Origin of the sequence: Treponema sp. OMZ 790, assembly GCF_024181285.1 — a bacterium.
GTDB lineage: Bacteria > Spirochaetota > Spirochaetia > Treponematales > Treponemataceae > Treponema_B.
In genome coordinates this window covers 1115576-1132591 of the sequence record NZ_CP051201.1, presented here as the reverse complement: position 1 = coordinate 1132591, position 17016 = coordinate 1115576, and the positions used below count along the sequence as shown (strand labels likewise).

General features: G+C 35.6%; 18 protein-coding genes. 9 read left to right on the top strand and 9 right to left on the bottom strand.

The window, feature by feature from the left end:
• Nucleotides 1-115: 115 nt before the first annotated feature.
• On the bottom strand, nt 116-2263 hold the full coding sequence (locus E4O01_RS05555; protein ID WP_253679119.1) for a hypothetical protein: 2148 nt from the start codon (nt 2261-2263) through the stop codon (nt 116-118).
• 131 nt (nt 2264-2394) lie between these two features.
• Complete coding sequence (locus E4O01_RS05550) at nt 2395-3726, bottom strand: MATE family efflux transporter (protein ID WP_253694790.1); 1332 nt, start codon at nt 3724-3726, stop codon at nt 2395-2397.
• Nucleotides 3727-3900: 174 nt separating this feature from the next.
• Between E4O01_RS05550 and E4O01_RS05545 the strand changes: the two genes are divergently transcribed.
• Nucleotides 3901-4110, top strand: coding sequence for a hypothetical protein (locus E4O01_RS05545; protein ID WP_253679123.1), 210 nt, complete (start codon nt 3901-3903; stop codon nt 4108-4110).
• Nucleotides 4111-4170: 60 nt separating this feature from the next.
• Here E4O01_RS05545 and E4O01_RS05540 read toward each other — a convergent pair whose 3' ends face one another.
• The 5 genes from E4O01_RS05540 to E4O01_RS05520 form a co-directional block, all read right to left on the bottom strand.
• Entirely contained in the window at nt 4171-4713 is a 543-nt protein-coding gene (locus E4O01_RS05540; protein WP_253694789.1) for an NUDIX domain-containing protein, read from the bottom strand.
• Nucleotides 4714-4927: 214 nt separating this feature from the next.
• A complete protein-coding gene (locus tag E4O01_RS05535; protein WP_253694788.1) occupies nt 4928-5947 on the bottom strand; it encodes a radical SAM protein in 1020 nt (339 codons plus the stop codon).
• 9 nt (nt 5948-5956) lie between these two features.
• Nucleotides 5957-6478, bottom strand: a complete 522-nt coding sequence (locus E4O01_RS05530) for a nitroreductase family protein (protein WP_253694784.1) — start codon at nt 6476-6478, stop codon at nt 5957-5959.
• Nucleotides 6479-6826: 348 nt separating this feature from the next.
• The gene (locus E4O01_RS05525) at nt 6827-7360 is read right to left on the bottom strand and encodes an NUDIX domain-containing protein (RefSeq protein ID WP_253694787.1); all 534 of its coding nucleotides are present in this window, start codon (nt 7358-7360) and stop codon (nt 6827-6829) included.
• Nucleotides 7361-7442: 82 nt separating this feature from the next.
• Nucleotides 7443-8069 carry a TetR/AcrR family transcriptional regulator gene (locus E4O01_RS05520; protein ID WP_253694782.1) on the bottom strand — a complete coding sequence of 209 codons (627 nt, stop codon included), beginning with the start codon at nt 8067-8069 and terminating at the stop codon, nt 7443-7445.
• Nucleotides 8070-8233: 164 nt separating this feature from the next.
• On the opposite strand from E4O01_RS05520, the gene E4O01_RS05515 reads away from it, so the two are divergent.
• The 8 genes from E4O01_RS05515 to E4O01_RS05480 all read left to right on the top strand — a co-directional run bounded on the left by E4O01_RS05515 (nt 8234) and on the right by E4O01_RS05480 (nt 15601).
• On the top strand, nt 8234-8953 hold the full coding sequence (locus E4O01_RS05515) for a class I SAM-dependent methyltransferase (protein ID WP_253694781.1): 720 nt from the start codon (nt 8234-8236) through the stop codon (nt 8951-8953).
• A 36-nt stretch (nt 8954-8989) separates the two neighbouring features.
• A complete protein-coding gene (locus E4O01_RS05510; RefSeq protein WP_253694780.1) occupies nt 8990-9811 on the top strand; it encodes a glycoside hydrolase family 191 protein in 822 nt (273 codons plus the stop codon).
• Nucleotides 9812-10247: 436 nt separating this feature from the next.
• Nucleotides 10248-11243, top strand: coding sequence for a fibronectin type III domain-containing protein (locus E4O01_RS05505; RefSeq protein WP_253694786.1), 996 nt, complete (start codon nt 10248-10250; stop codon nt 11241-11243).
• A 188-nt stretch (nt 11244-11431) separates the two neighbouring features.
• A complete protein-coding gene (locus E4O01_RS05500; protein WP_253694777.1) occupies nt 11432-11695 on the top strand; it encodes a hypothetical protein in 264 nt (87 codons plus the stop codon).
• Nucleotides 11696-12216: 521 nt separating this feature from the next.
• Nucleotides 12217-12864 carry a hypothetical protein gene (locus tag E4O01_RS05495; protein WP_253694776.1) on the top strand — a complete coding sequence of 216 codons (648 nt, stop codon included), beginning with the start codon at nt 12217-12219 and terminating at the stop codon, nt 12862-12864.
• Nucleotides 12865-13046: 182 nt separating this feature from the next.
• On the top strand, nt 13047-13709 hold the full coding sequence (locus E4O01_RS05490) for a uracil-DNA glycosylase family protein (protein ID WP_253694775.1): 663 nt from the start codon (nt 13047-13049) through the stop codon (nt 13707-13709).
• A 197-nt stretch (nt 13710-13906) separates the two neighbouring features.
• Nucleotides 13907-14968: a uracil phosphoribosyltransferase gene (locus E4O01_RS05485; protein WP_253694774.1), complete on the top strand. Its 1062-nt coding sequence runs from the start codon at nt 13907-13909 to the stop codon at nt 14966-14968.
• A 24-nt stretch (nt 14969-14992) separates the two neighbouring features.
• Nucleotides 14993-15601 (top strand): tetratricopeptide repeat protein, encoded by a 609-nt coding sequence (locus E4O01_RS05480; protein WP_253694773.1) that lies wholly within the window; start codon nt 14993-14995, stop codon nt 15599-15601.
• Here the strand turns inward: E4O01_RS05480 and E4O01_RS05475 are convergent.
• Nucleotides 15598-16587: a hypothetical protein gene (locus E4O01_RS05475; protein WP_253694772.1), complete on the bottom strand. Its 990-nt coding sequence runs from the start codon at nt 16585-16587 to the stop codon at nt 15598-15600. The two genes, E4O01_RS05480 and E4O01_RS05475, sit on opposite strands and share 4 nt — an antisense overlap.
• Nucleotides 16588-16602: 15 nt before the next feature.
• Nucleotides 16603-16956, bottom strand: coding sequence for a hypothetical protein (locus E4O01_RS05470; RefSeq protein ID WP_253694771.1), 354 nt, complete (start codon nt 16954-16956; stop codon nt 16603-16605).
• Nucleotides 16957-17016: the final 60 nt, after the last annotated feature.

Sequence of the window (17016 nt, the reverse complement as noted above, 5' to 3'; positions counted from 1 at the left end):
TATTAACATTTACTTAAAAATAATCACAAAACTTACATCAAAAAGTAGTTATTTACAATAGTCAGCTCTATCAGTTTTTATAATCAAATCTCAAAGAAAATTAAACTATCTTTGCTTATAACGATGCAAGTTTTGTAATAATATCTTCTTTTTCTTTTTTTAATGCAAAATTTGTAATATCTATAGCAGGTTGAAAAATATTCATATCCATTTCAAAATGGTTAAATTCATTTAATAGTGTTTTTTTTGATAAAAAGAAAACTCTATTTTCAATATTAACCTTTGTATTTTCAGAAAAAGAATAATTAATTATACTGCTAAGCATATCATATTTTTTTACATTTATAGAAAATTTATCAACAAGTTTTTTTTCTACAACCATTCGTAAATACAGATATGTAAAGGAATGAATTAATGTTTTAGAAAGAAGTGGGTAATTATCATTTTTTATTATTTGTAAATTGTTAACATCATAATTAAGAATATCACAAGCTGATATTGTGTATTTATTTTCAATTATTTCGGTTGAAAATACGGTATTATATATTTTTGATAATTCTTCACATTCAGTTTCGTACCCATGCATTAATTTTGTAAGCTTGTCTTTGTTTTCATTGTCATTTATTAACAAACAATACCCCCTCATAAAAGGAATAATAGATATGAGAAACGCTTTTTCATCTATAATTTCTTGTTTAATCTCTGTCCTGAAAACATTTATTAAATTAGGAATATATAATAATATTTTTATTTCATTTTCATTTATGTGTAAAAAGCCATTATTTTCTCCTACCGTATTGTTCATATAATATAAAGTAAAACAGGCTTTTGCTTGGTGTTCCAATAATTTTATTAAATCAGTATTATGAGTTAATATCAGTGATTTCTTATTATTGAGAAATTTAAGTATTGCATAAGCAATTTTATTTTTATAAATGGAATCAAAACTTGAAATAGGGTCATCTAAAATTATTAATTCTTTATCTGTTTTTTTTGCTTTCAGAAGTTCAAATGAAAGTGATAAAAAATTTTGTTCCCCATTACTTAACATTAAATCAGTACGTGATTGGTTTAGAAATTCTTCGTTGCCAAGCAATAAACGAATATTTTTATTTTCATCACGTGATAAAGATATTTTTCTTTCAAGGCAACTATTGAGGAATTTTTCAATAAAAAGAACATCTTCATCCTCAAATTCAAGTTTTTCCGAAATTATTTGAGAGTATTCCGTATGAATGTCTAACAATTTTGAATTTTTTATATTTTCAATAAAAGTATTTTCAAGGAGAGTGTTATAATAGTTTTTATATAAATTTATCTCTGAAATTAGTGCATGTAATTCATCAAGATTGCCGGTTTTGAAAACATCTACAAGGATTTGTTTGATATTAAATTTATCTGTTATAGGAATTATATTAATAATATTTTCAATTATATTGCGTGAATTTTGGGATAAAGATGCAAGGATATGCTTATTTTGTTCTTTTTTTCTGGTTAATAAGATATTATAGTCAATCTGTGTATCACAAACAATACAATTATGAATTTCTTTATATTTTTCAAGAATTCTTACAGCATCATCGGTTTGTTCAATTTTTTCATATTCATCCTCTTTGCAGAAAGAATCGATTACTACTTTTTCAAGTGCTTTTAAACAAGAATTCTTACTTCTTAGATCTTCAACAAAAAAAGAAAATTTTTCTTCATCAAAAGATTTATTAATTTCTTTTAAGTTTTTACTTGAAAAATGATTTAAAAATTCATCTCTTGAAATATTTTTTCCTTTTTGTTTGCTATTTGCTAAGTCGGATATATAATTTTTTAATAAATTATCAGATATAAAATTTAAAAAAATTGATGATTTTATTGAAATTCCATATCTTTCTTTGAGAATATTAATTAAATTAGAATACAATGAGTCAAAACCGCTATCTAGATCTTTTTTTAACTCATACTCTCTTTTTATATTATCTCCAAGAATAAAATCTTCGGTTGATCCTTCGATTATGTTTCTTCCATTTTGATCATGGATTATATGAACAAATGAATTATCTTGTTCCGTATACATTTTACCGTTAAATTGAACTGTATATTCAGTATTTTTTTCTTGAGCCAAAACCATTGCAAGACTAGTCTTTCCTGTTCCGTTTGGTCCATAAATTACTGCAACACCATTTTTACTAAATTGAATTTCGTTATTTACTTTTAAATCTTTGAAATCATTGCAAAAAATATTTTCTCGTTTTAATTTTGAAATAGTCATTCTATTCTCCTTTTTGTCAGATACTGCAATTTCATTTAAATTATACTTAATAATATGTATTATACCACAAGTGTTCACATTTTCCAACTAGGTACCTTCTTATTATGAAATACTCAATAAATGACACTATATCATAACCTCCATAACACCCTTTGCTGCATGATAAAGCCGATGAGTATCATTGTAAAATCAACGGCAGGTTCCGCCCACCAGACGGCAAGGCTTCCAAACAGCTCAGGCAAAATCAGCATTGCAGGCACAAAGAGAATGAGCTGGCGCAAGAGGACGATAGCTCCCGCTTTTTTGGCATCTCCTATTGATTGAAAAAAGGTAAGCGTCATAATCATAATGCCGTATAAAATAAATGTGGAATAAAACAGTTTGAAATTGATACTGCCTGCTGCAATAATCTCGGGGCGCACATTGAAGATCGACAAGAGAGTTTCGGAAAAAAGCATTGCCGGAACCCACGAGAGAGCCGCAAGAAGCGTTGCCCCGTACATAAAAAGCTTCATCGTTTCCCGCACTCTTTCGTACTGCTTGGCTCCGTAGTTCGCCCCGATAACCGGCTGTAAGCCCTGACTCATACCCCACAGCGGAATAAACGAAAACATGTATAGCCGCATTGTAGCGGACATTAAAATCCCCCAGTTATCGCCGCCGAAGGTAAACGCCTGCTTGAACAAAACCGTTTGCTGCACTGCAAACAAAAGCTGCATGAGCATAGCCGAGCTTCCGATGCCAAACATTTCACGGTAAATTTCTTTATACTTTTTAATTTTGTGTATTTTGACAAAGGGGCTTTTTTTCGCAAAATACCGCAGGGTTAAAACCGCCTGCACAATTTGCGAGATCACCGTAGCAGCCGCAGCTCCCTCAATTGCGTAGTCCCCCATCAGGAGCATAAAAATCGGATCCAGCACGATATTCAAAAGAGCTCCCGCTCCCATAATGAGCATGGATTGCTTTAAAGCACCCTCGCCGCGCATGGTCATATTTCCGGTTTGAGCAAAGTTTACGAACACCGAACCTAAAAATACAATCCGCAAATACCGCACGCCGAAATCTTTAATCGCTCCCTTTGCTCCCACCATCTCCAAAAAATAGGGAGCGGCAAGCACACCCGTCGCCGTAATCACTGCCGAAAAAAGCAGCACCCAATAACAAACATTGCCGAAAATTTTATCTACCGTTTCCGTATCACCTTTGCCGATTGCCCGCGACAAAATGGACGCACTTCCGACTCCGAGCAAGGCCGACACCGCTCCGTTTATCAGCGTCAGCGACATCGAGATACTGATTGCAGACATCGCATAGTCTCCGATAATCCTTCCGGCAAATACTCCGTCCATAAACGGGTACAGCCCGATAACGACCATACCGACTATTCCGGGAACCGCCAACTTAAAAAGCAGTTCCATCGGGCTTTTTGTCAATAATTGTGTTTTCATATCTTGGTTCATTTTATTCCCTCTCATGATTTTTAGATAACATTGTATGCTGGCATTGTTATCTAAAACAGGAAAAAAGTCAAGAGGATGGAGGGACTTTGTAGTAGTAGAAATATTCGGCAATAAATGATATAGTAATGTAGTTTGAAGAAACTTCCTTTGATATACTTAATTAGGGAGAAATATATGGTTTATGAAACATTAGTTGAACAAATAAAAACGGTTCCGCAAGAATGCCTTGCCGATATACAGAATTATGTCCAATATATTCTTTATAGATATAATCAATCAGCCGAAAAAGAAAAACATACGGATTTATCAAAATATTTCGGTTCACTAAAATTTCATCAAGATGCATTGAAAATACAGAAGGAAATGCGGAATGAGTGGAACTGATTTTTTAGCTGATACAAATGCTTTAATTTATCTGCTTGCCGGTAATCCCTGTATGAAACCTTATATTTCCAAAAAAATCGGATTTTCAATAATCATCTTTTTTGCCCGCATAAGTATCGGAATCTCTCTATTTGCAATGAGTTTTCCCAATTGGCTGTTTGAGTATTTCTTATATTCGTCTACAGCTTCTTCATAACGTAATTTTAAGGTAGATAAATGAAAGTCATCAATTTCTGTTTGCGTCATATTCTTATCACCAAAAGATTTTACTCTGCAAAGATAATAATTGTTCAGATTATGCCTGTGAATTAAATTATAGTAATCACTGACAACGCCTATTTTAGAAAGAATATCAACTTCCGCACCCAATTCTTCTTTAAGCTCTCTTCTAATTGCATCTTCTAAATTTTCATTAGGTTCAACACCGCCGCCTGCCGTCTCAATCAGTGTCATTTTTCCGAAAGTATCATCTCTTTGTACTCTTACAAAATAATAATTTTCATTATTATCAATTATAATAGCCCGTACAATTTCTCTATCATGATCAATATAAGTGAGCTCCCACTCGGTATCTTGCAGTTCAATTTCAAATTCATTATTCATAAAGTTTTGTCTCATTAAAAAATTTAAATTCGCCGGTTCTTTTCATTTATTATGCCATTTATTCCTACTTGCGTCAATTAATGAATGCCGCACATGATAATCTTGTTTAATAAATTTGCTACAACAACGGTACATATTTTATAGATATTGTATCCTTCATTAAAGGGCCCCAATTCCTCATTAAGCATTCATAATTAAAAATTGATCCCTTTTTCTATATCATCTTGGCTCTGCACTCATTACAAAATAAGGCAAAGTCGGTATTAGGGTTTTCTTTTATGTACTTTGTAACGGCGGTGTTTTCGGCTTCGTTTTGCATATCTTTGAGGTAATAGTAATATCCCAATCTTCTTCCGACGGCAAAATTAAGTTTATCTTCCGCACTCATCGAAAGGTACGAGTCGATAATTGCAAGCATTGTATTTTTATCTTCAGGCAGTTTTCCCCGCACTTCCAATAGTAAGTTTACAATATGCTCATTCACATAATAACTTGTAATATCGGTAAGCTGCTCGATAAAAAATTTTTGCTCACAAACCATTTCCTCTTCCGATTGCAAATCGAATAATCCTTTTTCGACATCCCGCCCCAATTTTGTATTCGGTTTAAATGCCGTGTGATGTACGCGGATAAATTCGGGATTAACGGCATTGATTACCTTAGCCGTTTCGATTGCATTTTCTTCGGAAAGAGATTTACCGCCGATTCCGAGCAAGGTAAATTCCGATAATGTCATGCCGGCTTTCTTAGCTGCCAAGCCCGATTTTACAATTTGCTCTGCGGTTATCCCCTTGTTGATTTTTTGCAATATCGTGTCCGAGCCCGTTTCAATTCCTCGATACAAGTGATTTAAGCCCGCCTCGCAAAGAGCTTGTAATTCGTTTTCGGTCTTTTTCAAAATGCTGTCACAACGGGCATAAGTAGTAACCGCTTGCAGTGCCGGAAAATACTTTTTAAGTGTATGCAATATCGAAAGCAAATCCTTTGCCGGAATATTAAAGGCATCTCCGTCCTGCAAAAAGCAGGATTTAAAAAAACTTGCGCGCTCCCCGTAATAAGCGGCATATTTTTTTATATCGCCTATAACCTCTTCGGTAGAACGCACCGAAAAGCGCATCCTCTTATACAATCCGCAAAAAAAACATCTGTTCCAAGAACAGCCTCTTGTCAAACGCAACAAGAGGCTTTGATGTTCCGACGGCGGTCTTATAGGACCGAGTTCAACATCTATCATCTTGTTTTTCTAAAATGATGAGTATTGAACTATCATGTCCATCGGATTCCGCTCATCGTCATAGCGGTCAGGCGATTTTGCCGCTTCTTTTCCGTAACCGATAACCAAAATGTTTACCGGAACCAAATCATCGGGAATATTGAATTCGGTACGCACTACATCGGGCTTAAAATAAGTAATCCAACAGCTTGAAAGCCCCATATCTTGAGCGCACATCATCATGTGGTCAGTAGCGATACTTGTGTCAATATCCGCCATACTTGCCTTATCAAAAGGACGAACCCACGCCGCTTTTTTGTCGGCGCATACCACAATGGCAAGCGGTGCCCCGTGCGGAGTACATGCCTTTTGCAGCTTACTCATCGCCGCCTCGTCATTTAAAACAAGAAAACGGCAGGGCTGCATATTTGCCGCCGTAGGAGCAATACGCCCCGCTTCCAAAATACTGTTAAGCTTTTCCGCCTCAACAGCGCGCTTTTCATAACTTCTCACCGAATGTCTGCTTTTGGCGAGTTCCAAAAATGTGTTCATACAACACCTCCTAAAAAAATTAGATGAGCAATTCATCAGAGCTTATCAGCTCTGTTCTGCAAAGAAATTTATTGTACATATCCGCTAAAGCGGATTACGAATAAGAATTGCGAATATAATTTTTTACGCACTTTCGCAATGTCAATGAGAAAGTGCATATAATGATGAGAGTTTTGTGTTTACACAAAACTCTAGTTGAAGCGGAAGGTTCTATTTGCACCTGAAGCTTCAACATGCCTCCTTATATAAAAGCATTTATGATAGCATTATATGCTAACAATGTTATCTAAAATAAGAAAAAAGGTCAAGAGGATGGGAAAATGTTTTGTAGTAAAAATATCCTGTTTATCAAAATATGGGATTTTCAACAATCATCTTTTTTGCTCTCATAAGGATCGGAATCTCTCTATTTGCAATGAGTTTTCCTAACCTGCTGTTTGAGTATTTCTTATATTCATCTACAGCTTCTTCATAACGTAACTTTAAGGTAGATAAATGAAAGTCATCAATTTCTGTTTGCGTCATATTCTTATCGCCGAAAAATTTTACTCTGCAAAGATAATAATTGTTCAGATTATGCCTGTGAATTAAATTATAGTAATCACTGACAACTCCTATTTTAGAAAGAATTTCAACTTCCGCACCCAATTCTTCTTTAAGTTCTCTTCTAATTGCATCTTCTAAATTTTCATTAGGTTCAACACCGCCGCCTGCAGTTTCAATCAGTGTTACTTTACCAAAATCATCGTCTCTTTGCACTCTTACAAAATAATAATTTTCATTATTATCAATTACAATAGCTCTTACAATTTCTCTATCATGATCGATATAAGAAAACTGCCATTCAGTATCTTGCAGTTCAATTTCAAATTCATTATTCATAAAGTTTTGTCTCAAAGTACTATCTCTTTCCTTCTATGTTTCTGTTTTTAGGAAACAATTTGTTAATCGGTATTCCGTCCTTTTAATCCTCCACCCCGAAAACCTTCCTCCAGCCGGCGGAAAAAAATTCTGCCAAAGTTTTCGTTGACTGTAAGGCGGCTTTTTTTGAAAAGTTATGCAGCACGGTTTCAAAGATACAGGAAAAATACGCATGGGTAAGCATGTGCAATTCTTTTTCGGGAAGCCGGCGGACGGCAATACCTTTTTTTTCAAGCAGTTCGTAGGTTTTATACATATCCTTCATTTCCCGCTTTACCATCCAATCGGTAAAATCGGCATATTTGGTACCGGATGCACAGCATAGAACCAGTTTAAAAGCTTCAAGATTGTCGAAAATATAAGAGACAAAATCTTCAAGGGCTTCAGCCGAAACCTTCCATATTTCCTCTATGCCGCCTTCTTCAAGCACTCCGAAGCACAATTTTTCGGAGGCGGAATATTGCTCCAACAAGCCTTGAACCGCAGGCTCCACCAATGCGGAAAAAAGGTCGGCCTTATCCTTAAAGTGCCGGTAAAATCCGCCTGTAGTAACGCCTGAAAGCCTGCATATTTCACGCAAATTGGCACGCTCAAAGCCTTCCTTCAAAAAAAGTTCTTTGCCATTTTTGAGAATCGTTTCGTGTGTTTGTGCGTAAGTTCCGGTATTCATATTTTCTGCCTTGATAACTATGTTACCAGTATATTTAAAGAAAAAACTTTGTCAATAGGAAAAATTTTTACCGCTTGATAACCATAGCACTTAACCGTATACTAAGCCTATATATTTTACTAAAAAACTATTACCAATGCTGATTACTTTTATAAGGAAAAACTATGAATGTATACGATTTAATTGCAGAACATTACAGCGACCTTTTTCCGCTTGAAACGGAAAAACTTGAATTTATACAACACCTTTGTCCGTTGCCGGGCAGATTGTGCGATGCAGGCTGTGCAACCGGTGAACTTGCAATGGGTTTATATCAAAAGGGATATAATATATGCGGACTCGACTTAAATGCAAAGATGATTGGAATTGCAGAAAAGAAAGCTTCGTGTATCCGCAAAACAGGTGAACTTATGTTCTATCATGCAGATATCGCCGATATTATGCAGTTCGGTAAATTTAAGGGAGTGTTGTGTTTCGGTAATACGCTTCCGCATTTGCGTGATGAAGATATTCTCCGCCGTTTTTTTAGTTCCGTGTATGGGTCATTAGAGGAACACGGCATCTTTATTGTTGAAGTTCTCAATTATGACCGCATCCTTGCTGATAAAAAAATGAACTTTAAAGATAAAGAAACGAAAGATTTTATTTTTAAGCGGCACTATGATTTTTTACCTGACGGGGATATCAGATTTACTATAGAATTTACCGATAAGCTGTGCAGTACCGTTGGTTCGGATTTTACGGTATTACATCCACTTAAGAGGCAAATGCTTTTAGCCTTATTTAAGCAGGCAGGATTCAAATCCGTTTCAGCATATTCTGATTACAGCTTTACGGAAAGCCGTGCAGAAGATTATGCCGTAGTATACACAGCAAATAAATAAGAGATATAATATTCTCATTTTGATAAGGAGCAGTTTATGAAAAACACAAAATATCTTTACATGGTTTTGATTTTTTTTACGATTATTGTAATAAAAGGCATGGCGGCAGAAAACAACAAAGAGTATAAAGTACTGATAGGTATGGTCTCCGACAAAGCGGTAAATCTTAAAGGAATAAAAACACTGGTAATTGATGCTGAATTTTTTTCTAAAAAAGATATAGAACAGCTTCACAAAAACGGAAATGTTAATATATTTTCTTATTTAAACATCGGCTCTATCGAAACATTCCGCGATGATTATGAAGCGTTTGAAGATATAGCTTTAGGCGACTATGAAAATTGGGATGAAGAAAAATGGATAAATGTTGCGGACAAAAGATGGCAAAAAAGAATAAAGGACAAAGCACGGCTCTTATCTCAAAAAGGCATAGACGGTTTTTTTCTTGATAATGCCGACATCTATTATCATTATCAAACACCCGAAATATATCGGGGACTTATGACTCTTTTACATGAAATACATAAAGAAAATAAACCTATTATAATAAACGGCGGAGATACTTTTATAAGTCAAGCAATGAAGCAAAATGCTCTTAAAGGAATCGTAAACGGAATCAATCAGGAAAGCGTATTTACCGAAATAAATTTTAAGAATAATACATTTGGAGTAAAACCCATAGAAGACAGAGAGTATTTTTTTGCCTATCTGGATAAATGTAAAACCTACGGATTTACCGTCTATTTACTGGAATACGGCCCAAGCAAAAAAATTGAAAAAGACATAGAGGCGTATTGTCAAAACAACGGATTTATCTACGACATATCCCATTCATTGCAGCTCGATAAACCTTTTTAATTTTATACTTCGATATTTTTATGTCATTTTTATAGTAGTCTTGACATCTTGCAGTTTTTAGACTATTATTTTCACATGGTTAAGTATTTTTTGTGTTTAACATTAGTTTCTTTGCCTTCCCTTTTTAGGCTTTGTAAAGAAACAAAAAATGTTAGCCTGAGTTTACCCTCCCCCATTTTCTCTATTAGTTCTAATATCTCTAACTGCTTATTTTGTTTTTATCATATAAGTTTTGATTTTACAAATAATTTTTTTTCTCAATCTAAAAACTTTGTTAGGTTTTTAGATATGCCCGTCGAGTTTTTCATAAGCCTTTATGTATTAATGACTTATGAAAAACATCGCAAGTTAAATTTAAGGAAAACCTCTAAAAAACTGAAGTTTTTAGAGGTTCCCTTTTATATAAATTAATTTCTTTAAAAGGAGAAAATTAGTTATGGAAAAAACTAATTTAAAAATTAAGAAGAAATTCTTAAATCGGGCAGTATTTATTACTGCATTGTTGGTGGTTGCGGGTCTCTTATTTACAGGCTGTCCGCAAAAGCCTGAGGTAAAACTTGGGGACAAGGTTCCGCCCGCCGAAGTTACGGAACTTAAAGCAGTTGCCGGCAGCGGTAAGGTAAGTTTAAGCTGGAAAAATCCTAGTGATGAGGATTTGTATCAGGTAGAAATTACAGCAAGCCCTGCGGCAGGAACCCTTGCCAATGCCGTTTATCTTTCGGCTGAAAAGAGTAAAGAAGGTAGTTTTATTGTAGAAAACCTTACGGAAGGTACGGAATACACATTTACAGTTAAGACAATCGACACAAGCCTTAACAAAAGTAAGGGGACAAGCATAAAAAAAAGTCCCAGACCGGCAGGTTCCCCTATGACCCTTAACCTGACGCAAAATCCTACAGCTCCTACGAACGGAAATGTTACCATCAGCCTAACTTCAAGTACATCGGTAAAAACTGCAAAATGGAAAAAAGGCGTACACAGTGCAAAAGACGTTTTGGCAAGCGGAACAACAATTACCGGTAATAGTTTTGAGGTAAGCGAAAACTCTAAGTATTCCGTGGGTGTTCAGGACAATGAGGGCAGAAGAGAAGTTGAAATTATTGAGATTAGCAATATAGACAAGACAGCTCCTTCAAAGGTTAAAAGTCTTAGAGCATACTACAATTCGGGTACCCAAATAATAAGCTTAAACTGGGATGCTTCTATAGATACCGATTTTTCCCACTATCTTGTAAGTTACAAAAAGGGCGGAACGCCGATCGTAACGGAGCAGGTCAAAACCGAAACAAGCTTTACGATTGAAAATATTGAACCTGACGGATCGGAATATGAATTCACCCTTAAGACTGTAGACAGAGCAGGAAACAAGGGCGAAGAAGCAAAAATCTCCCTTACCGCCTCCATGAGTCCTCCCTTACTGCGATACTTTTAAACCGTAAACATCTTGCATACAATGATCCCGATCTTACGATAAGACTTACCATTACAGGTTCAAACTTCAACCTCATATCAAGTCAAACCGATACTACAGTAAAGGCCGGTATTTTTGATGAGGAAGGAGCCTTACAGGGAAGTCTTGTAACGGTTACATCCATAAATACGGGAAATAATCAAGCCTCTGTGGACCTTACAGCTCCCCTTATTTCATCCAATGATGCAAGTTTTGAAGGTAAAAGGTATACGGTAAAGATAAAGCTTTGCGGAAATTATTCTCCTGTAACGGAAAGCTTTGTAATCACAAAAGAAGCAAGGCTTACCGCACAGCCCGAATTAAGCTTAAAAAGTATAGCTTCAACTGAGGTAACTGGTGAAACCAAGACAAAGATTACCATAACAGGAGCAAATCTTGCAGTTGCAGGAGGCATAAAAATAGTGAAGGCGTAATAGAAGGAGGTGAGATATCCATTGATGCAAGGACTCAAGAGGCAGGAATTGTCTCAGACTTTAAAGCGGATATCCCCGTACCCCAAAAAGAAGGAGTCTTTATAGCTAAGGTATTTTTTGGAGATAAGGAACAGAAGGAAATCTATTCTAATCTGTCATACAATTACGGACAAAACATAATCAATCCTACAATACAGGTATATGGAGCTCCTAAATTTACCTCCTTTTATATCCCTAAAGCCGGAACCTCAAAGGAAGACTCAAAGCTTATTGCGAGGGTAAGGGGAACAAACTTTAAGGCTCCGGGCGTAACTCCGAGTAACTTTACCTTAAGCTGTACAGATAAACCTTCAATTACAAACGGTTCTACCGTTAGCATCCTAAGCGATACTGAGCTTACAGTAGAACTGATAATCCCCGGACAGGCAGGAGATTATACCGTAACAACTACAAGCGGAAGTCAAAGTCTGAACGGCACCTTTAGTGTAAAAGACTATAGCGAGTACACTGTAGGTAAAATCGTGCTTGCGGATAAAACTCTTGTCGATAAAGACAGCTATACCGCGATAGACTCAAGCAATCCTCATGTTGCAATTATTGCAGGGCTAAACTGCTATGGATCAGCTCTGGGTATCGCCCTCCATATAGGCCCGTCAGGTTTAATGTGGGCAAAGAATGGAAGTACCGGCTATAAGACGAAGTTTGAAGGTATAATCTGTACACCCTCTGCTGAAGGAAGCGGAGCTGCTTCCACAGCAACATTTACCGGAGACCTTGACGGAAGCGATAACTGGCATTATATATGCAGTATTGACCCTGACGGTACGGCAAATGCAGCAGAAAACTATCCTGCCTTTGACTGGGTAAACCGGTATAACACTACATATAGTACTGTTTTGGCAGGGGCGGATATCAAGTGGTATATGCCGAGTCTTGCGGAGTTGTGCGAGGTGTATAAGAACCGCGAGACAATCAATGAGAGCCTTGCAAAAATACACGGTCTTGGAAACTCCTATGCTGATTTAAGTCTCGGCACTTCGTCCTTTTGGTCGTCGTCTCAGGGTTCCTACGACTATGATGTCGCGTGGCGAGTCTATTTCGACTATGGCGGTGTGGACTACCGCTTCAAGTACTACAATAGTAGAGTTTGTTGTCTAGCAGGCTTTTAACCGCTCAAAATCGGACATCCTTGTCAGATTTTGAGCTTCGAGTTTTCTGCCGAAAACTCGCCAAATATGGAACCACGGATATTCTGGCCTTTGGTAAATAATTAAACTGCCCTTATAAAACTTTCCGCAATTTATAAGGGCAATCGCAAAAAGCGGAAAAATTATATTTTAAGGAAAATTTTATGAACAACAAAAACAATTCTGCTTTAAATAGCAGCACAGAACATGTACATCCGTTTGAACCCTTCGTCTCTAAAAACACAAAGACACTAATATTGGGCACCTTTCCGGGAAAAGATTTTACGGATCCTAATAAAGAGAATGACAAAGAAGATTGGTATTACGGCAATAAGCGTAACGAATTTTGGGAATTAATAGAATATGCTTTATGTTGTAAAGAAAATTCATTAAAGACAATAAAAGAAAAAAAAGAAGTATTGGAAAAACACAATATAGGCATAACAGATATTGTCAAAAAAGCAATACGAACTGAAAATAATAATTCAGATAAAAACCTTGAAGTTATGGAAACTAACGATCTTAACTCCCTTCTTGATAAATATAAAGGTATTGATACAATCGTACTTACTTCCAAAGACATGTACAAAAAATTTTTTAAAAAATATTATGTAGAAACTGACGATGCCATTTTAAAACAAGATAAAAACAATAAACCGGAAACTCATGAAGAGCAAGGTAAAAAAATAAATATCTATTATTATACTTTTAAAGGAAGATCAATCCGTGTTGTCCCATTACATACTCCTGCAAGAAAAAATGTAGCAAATATATCAATAGATATAAAAAAAGCACTATATAAATATATACTAAAAAATAATAAGTAATCTTACCATGCTGAAAAATCGGACACGGATGTACATTCCCGAGCCGGCACGGATGCCGGTGGTTCCCAACTTCAAGAGTTTGTGCTTGCCACAAACTCTAAGCTGAAAAATCGGACACGGATATCAGATTTTCAGCGAGTACTTGAATTTTTACAGATTTTCTTTTATACTTCCCTGATTGTAAATTAGGAGCCGATATGGGTAAGGTAATTATGGGAGCTGAAGCTCTTGACGGGTATTTAACTGAAGACGATCTAAGGCATCTTAACGAAATGAATGCTCTTTACCGGGAAGCTATTGAAAATTTTAAGGTTTTAGAAAAGGAGAACGGAGAAAAGAAGAAAAAGGCCAAGGAAGAGGTTATAAGGCTCTATACCGAGATGGGACATCTTATGCAAAATATCTGCAAGGAAATCCCGCAACTTAAAGTTTTTTCCTTCGATACGGAACACGAAAGTCATGCCGAGGCTTCAAGAGTTATTGCAAAGCTCCGCTCTATAAAGACGGAACACAGCGAATTCCTATATTACACCCAGCGTTCTTTTGAAATGCTTTTTAAACTTGCTTATAAGGGGCACCAAAAAGATAAGAAAAACTATCTTGTAGTAAAAACTCCTGTTACCGATCCGGTGCAAAACTATGCCGTTCACAAAATAACCGATATCGACCATAAAATCGAAAACACAGTTATGTGCGTTATGTTGAGAGGAGCCCTTCTCCCTTCAATGATTCTTTCAAAAGAAATCGAAGAATATTCTTCTCACGGCTATGTAACCCCCTTTGCCCTCTTTAAGATTAAAAGGGATGATTCCCGCAAAGAAGATGATATGCAGTACATCCTTGATTTGGATAGGTCATATTTTAACTTAAAAGAATTGGACGGCAAAGATCTTATTTTTGCCGATCCTATGAATGCTACCGGAGGAAGTCTTGTAACAGTTGTAAAGCATTTAAAAAAATTGGGTATAAAGCCGAAATCCATAAGCTGCTTCCATGTAATTTCTGCCTTAAAGGGAGCTTTGCGTATTGTGCGTGCCTTGGATAATTGTACCCTCTACACCCTTTGGATGGATCCTGCCCTAAACACCTCGGCCTATATAATGCCGGGCTTGGGCGATGCAGGAGACAGAATAAACGGAAACGACACTGATGAAACACCTCGAAACATCATTCAGCTCCTTGCAGATTACGGCTCAAATATTTCGGGGTTATACCGCTCTCAATTAAGACAGATAGAGAAAACCGTTTTAGGAAACTAAAGAGTTTTTATGATGGGTAAAAAAATGAAAAAAAATATTTTTATACTTTTTTTGGGAGTCTTCTTTTTTATTTCGTTTTCAAAAGCTTTTGCAAAGGGCTCCGTTGAAGAAGACCTTGCAGGAGAGTATTTTTCAATTGCTCAAGGCTATACGGAGATAAAAAACTATTCTAAGGCTGTAGATTATTATCTTAAAGCCGAAAGGTCGGAAAAATATAAAAATGCGGTCCAATATAATCTGGCTCAAGTTTATGCTCTTCAAAAAGATTGGGATTCTTGCCTAAAATATATTGAACCTCTTTACAAAAAAGCTCCCGAAAACATAAAAATATCTACAGCCTATGCCTATGCCCTGGCATCTTCCGGTAATGAAGAAAAAGCTCTTTTAATTTATGAAAAGATTTATTTGGAAGATAAAGAAACTCCCGAATATTTTTTTAATTATGTGAGGCTTTTAATTATCGTAAAAAAATATGAAGAAGCAAAAGAACTTCTCGACGAATCAAAAGAAAAATTTACACAAGATGACGACAAAAAAACTATTAGTGAACTGGAAAAAGAAATCGAAAGACTTTTAAATCCGCCTGAGATCAAAAAAGAAGTAAAAGCTGACACAAATAAGAAAAAGAACTAATCAAAGATAGGAACTGCTTCATAACCCTCACTTTTTAAGCGTATAACCATATCTCCCTTACCGTCATCTTTTACCAAAACCGAAAAAAAAGTTTCATCTCCGCGTTCTTCTTTTTTTATAAGTACGGTAAAACCTTTCTTTTTAAGCTCATCTGAAAGCCCCTTTGCAAAATTTTCTTTTTTAAAAAAACCGGTCTGATAAAATTTGGCGGAAAAATTTCCTTGGGATTCTTGGGATTGTACGGTTCCTTGAGTCTTACCTATCGGTTTATCCTCATCTTCTGCATCTGTTTCTTTTAATGCAATATTCCTCGGCATCAAATACCAGAAAGTTTTAGGACTTAAAATTGTATCGCCTCTTACAACACCTGCTTCAATGCTGTTAGGAAATTTTTTTAAAAGAGTATTTTCAGCCTTTTTATCCCCATCTACCCACCAAAGGCTTAAAAGAAGTGCCGGATGAAATTCTTTAAATCTTGAATCTACAACATATTTTTTTATGTTTGTAAGAGCTGCATCTTCTTCAGATTTCAATTTTAACCATTCAAAAAATGTGAGGATTTTTATATCGTCTTTTGAAAAAGGTTCATTAACCGACGGTAATAAGCGGCTGCTGCAAAGTTCGGAAGCATCGGTTATGTTGTCAGCCAAAAGAAAGGCTCCGAGAGCCTTGGTTAAAAGAGTTTTTTTTCCGGCTTCGGGAGAAAGTTCTGCAGCTTCAAGATAGTGTTTTCCGGCTCGAGAAAATAAGTCGAATCTTTCTTCATAGTCGGCTAAAACCGAAAGGGCTATAATTTTTTCCGCATTTGAAGATATTTTTTTTATTTCGGCTTCAATAAATGAAGAAACTTCACGAGGAGTTTTTTTTGTGAAACCGTTTTTTATAATCTTTTGAATATTTTGAGGCAAGGAATCTTGAGCCGTTAAGCTATGCAAAAAAAAGAGAGAAAATAAAAAAAACAATATTTTTTTTATCTTTAATTCCATAAATACTTTTTTACCTCATTTAATCTCAGGATTATTTTCAGGAATTGAAGTTTTAGATTCTTTTTTACGCTTAAACCATGATTTTTTAGGTTTTTTTAGATCAACAGTATCTATTCCGATTCCGTCGCTCGCGGTAAGAGTTTCTTTTATTTCTTTCGTCTGCTTATTTTTCTTTTTCTTGCTTCCAAAGAAAAAAGGAATGGTTAAAATAAGACCGATTAAAAACGAAAAAATATTGCTTACATAAACAGGTATATTTTCAAACGTATAAAAAATCAAAGAAACATCGCAAGAATTTTTCATGTTAAATCCTGCAAACAAGCCTAAAAATAATACTATCAATAAAAAATAAATCAGTTTCCAGTTCATATAAAAATCCTTCCAAGAGTATTAAAAATACTCTTGGAAGTAAGTATACATAAATTTTAA

Bases quoted from the DNA above. Each gene is read 5' to 3' on its own strand.
- E4O01_RS05550 (WP_253694790.1), bottom strand. From the start codon at position 3,726: ATGAACCAAGATATGAAAACACAATTATTGACAAAAAGCCCGATGGAA.
- E4O01_RS05480 (WP_253694773.1), top strand. From the start codon at position 14,993: ATGAAAAAAAATATTTTTATACTTTTTTTGGGAGTCTTCTTTTTTATT.
- E4O01_RS05475 (WP_253694772.1), bottom strand. From the start codon at position 16,587: ATGGAATTAAAGATAAAAAAAATATTGTTTTTTTTATTTTCTCTCTTT.
- E4O01_RS05505 (WP_253694786.1), top strand. From the start codon at position 10,248: ATGGAAAAAACTAATTTAAAAATTAAGAAGAAATTCTTAAATCGGGCA.
- E4O01_RS05555 (WP_253679119.1), bottom strand. From the start codon at position 2,263: ATGACTATTTCAAAATTAAAACGAGAAAATATTTTTTGCAATGATTTC.
- E4O01_RS05525 (WP_253694787.1), bottom strand. From the start codon at position 7,360: ATGAATAATGAATTTGAAATTGAACTGCAAGATACTGAATGGCAGTTT.
- E4O01_RS05535 (WP_253694788.1), bottom strand. From the start codon at position 5,947: ATGATAGATGTTGAACTCGGTCCTATAAGACCGCCGTCGGAACATCAA.
- E4O01_RS05470 (WP_253694771.1), bottom strand. From the start codon at position 16,956: ATGAACTGGAAACTGATTTATTTTTTATTGATAGTATTATTTTTAGGC.
- E4O01_RS05545 (WP_253679123.1), top strand. From the start codon at position 3,901: ATGGTTTATGAAACATTAGTTGAACAAATAAAAACGGTTCCGCAAGAA.
- E4O01_RS05520 (WP_253694782.1), bottom strand. From the start codon at position 8,069: ATGAATACCGGAACTTACGCACAAACACACGAAACGATTCTCAAAAAT.
- E4O01_RS05530 (WP_253694784.1), bottom strand. From the start codon at position 6,478: ATGAACACATTTTTGGAACTCGCCAAAAGCAGACATTCGGTGAGAAGT.
- E4O01_RS05510 (WP_253694780.1), top strand. From the start codon at position 8,990: ATGAAAAACACAAAATATCTTTACATGGTTTTGATTTTTTTTACGATT.
- E4O01_RS05485 (WP_253694774.1), top strand. From the start codon at position 13,907: ATGGGTAAGGTAATTATGGGAGCTGAAGCTCTTGACGGGTATTTAACT.
- E4O01_RS05540 (WP_253694789.1), bottom strand. From the start codon at position 4,713: ATGAATAATGAATTTGAAATTGAACTGCAAGATACCGAGTGGGAGCTC.
- E4O01_RS05490 (WP_253694775.1), top strand. From the start codon at position 13,047: ATGAACAACAAAAACAATTCTGCTTTAAATAGCAGCACAGAACATGTA.
- E4O01_RS05515 (WP_253694781.1), top strand. From the start codon at position 8,234: ATGAATGTATACGATTTAATTGCAGAACATTACAGCGACCTTTTTCCG.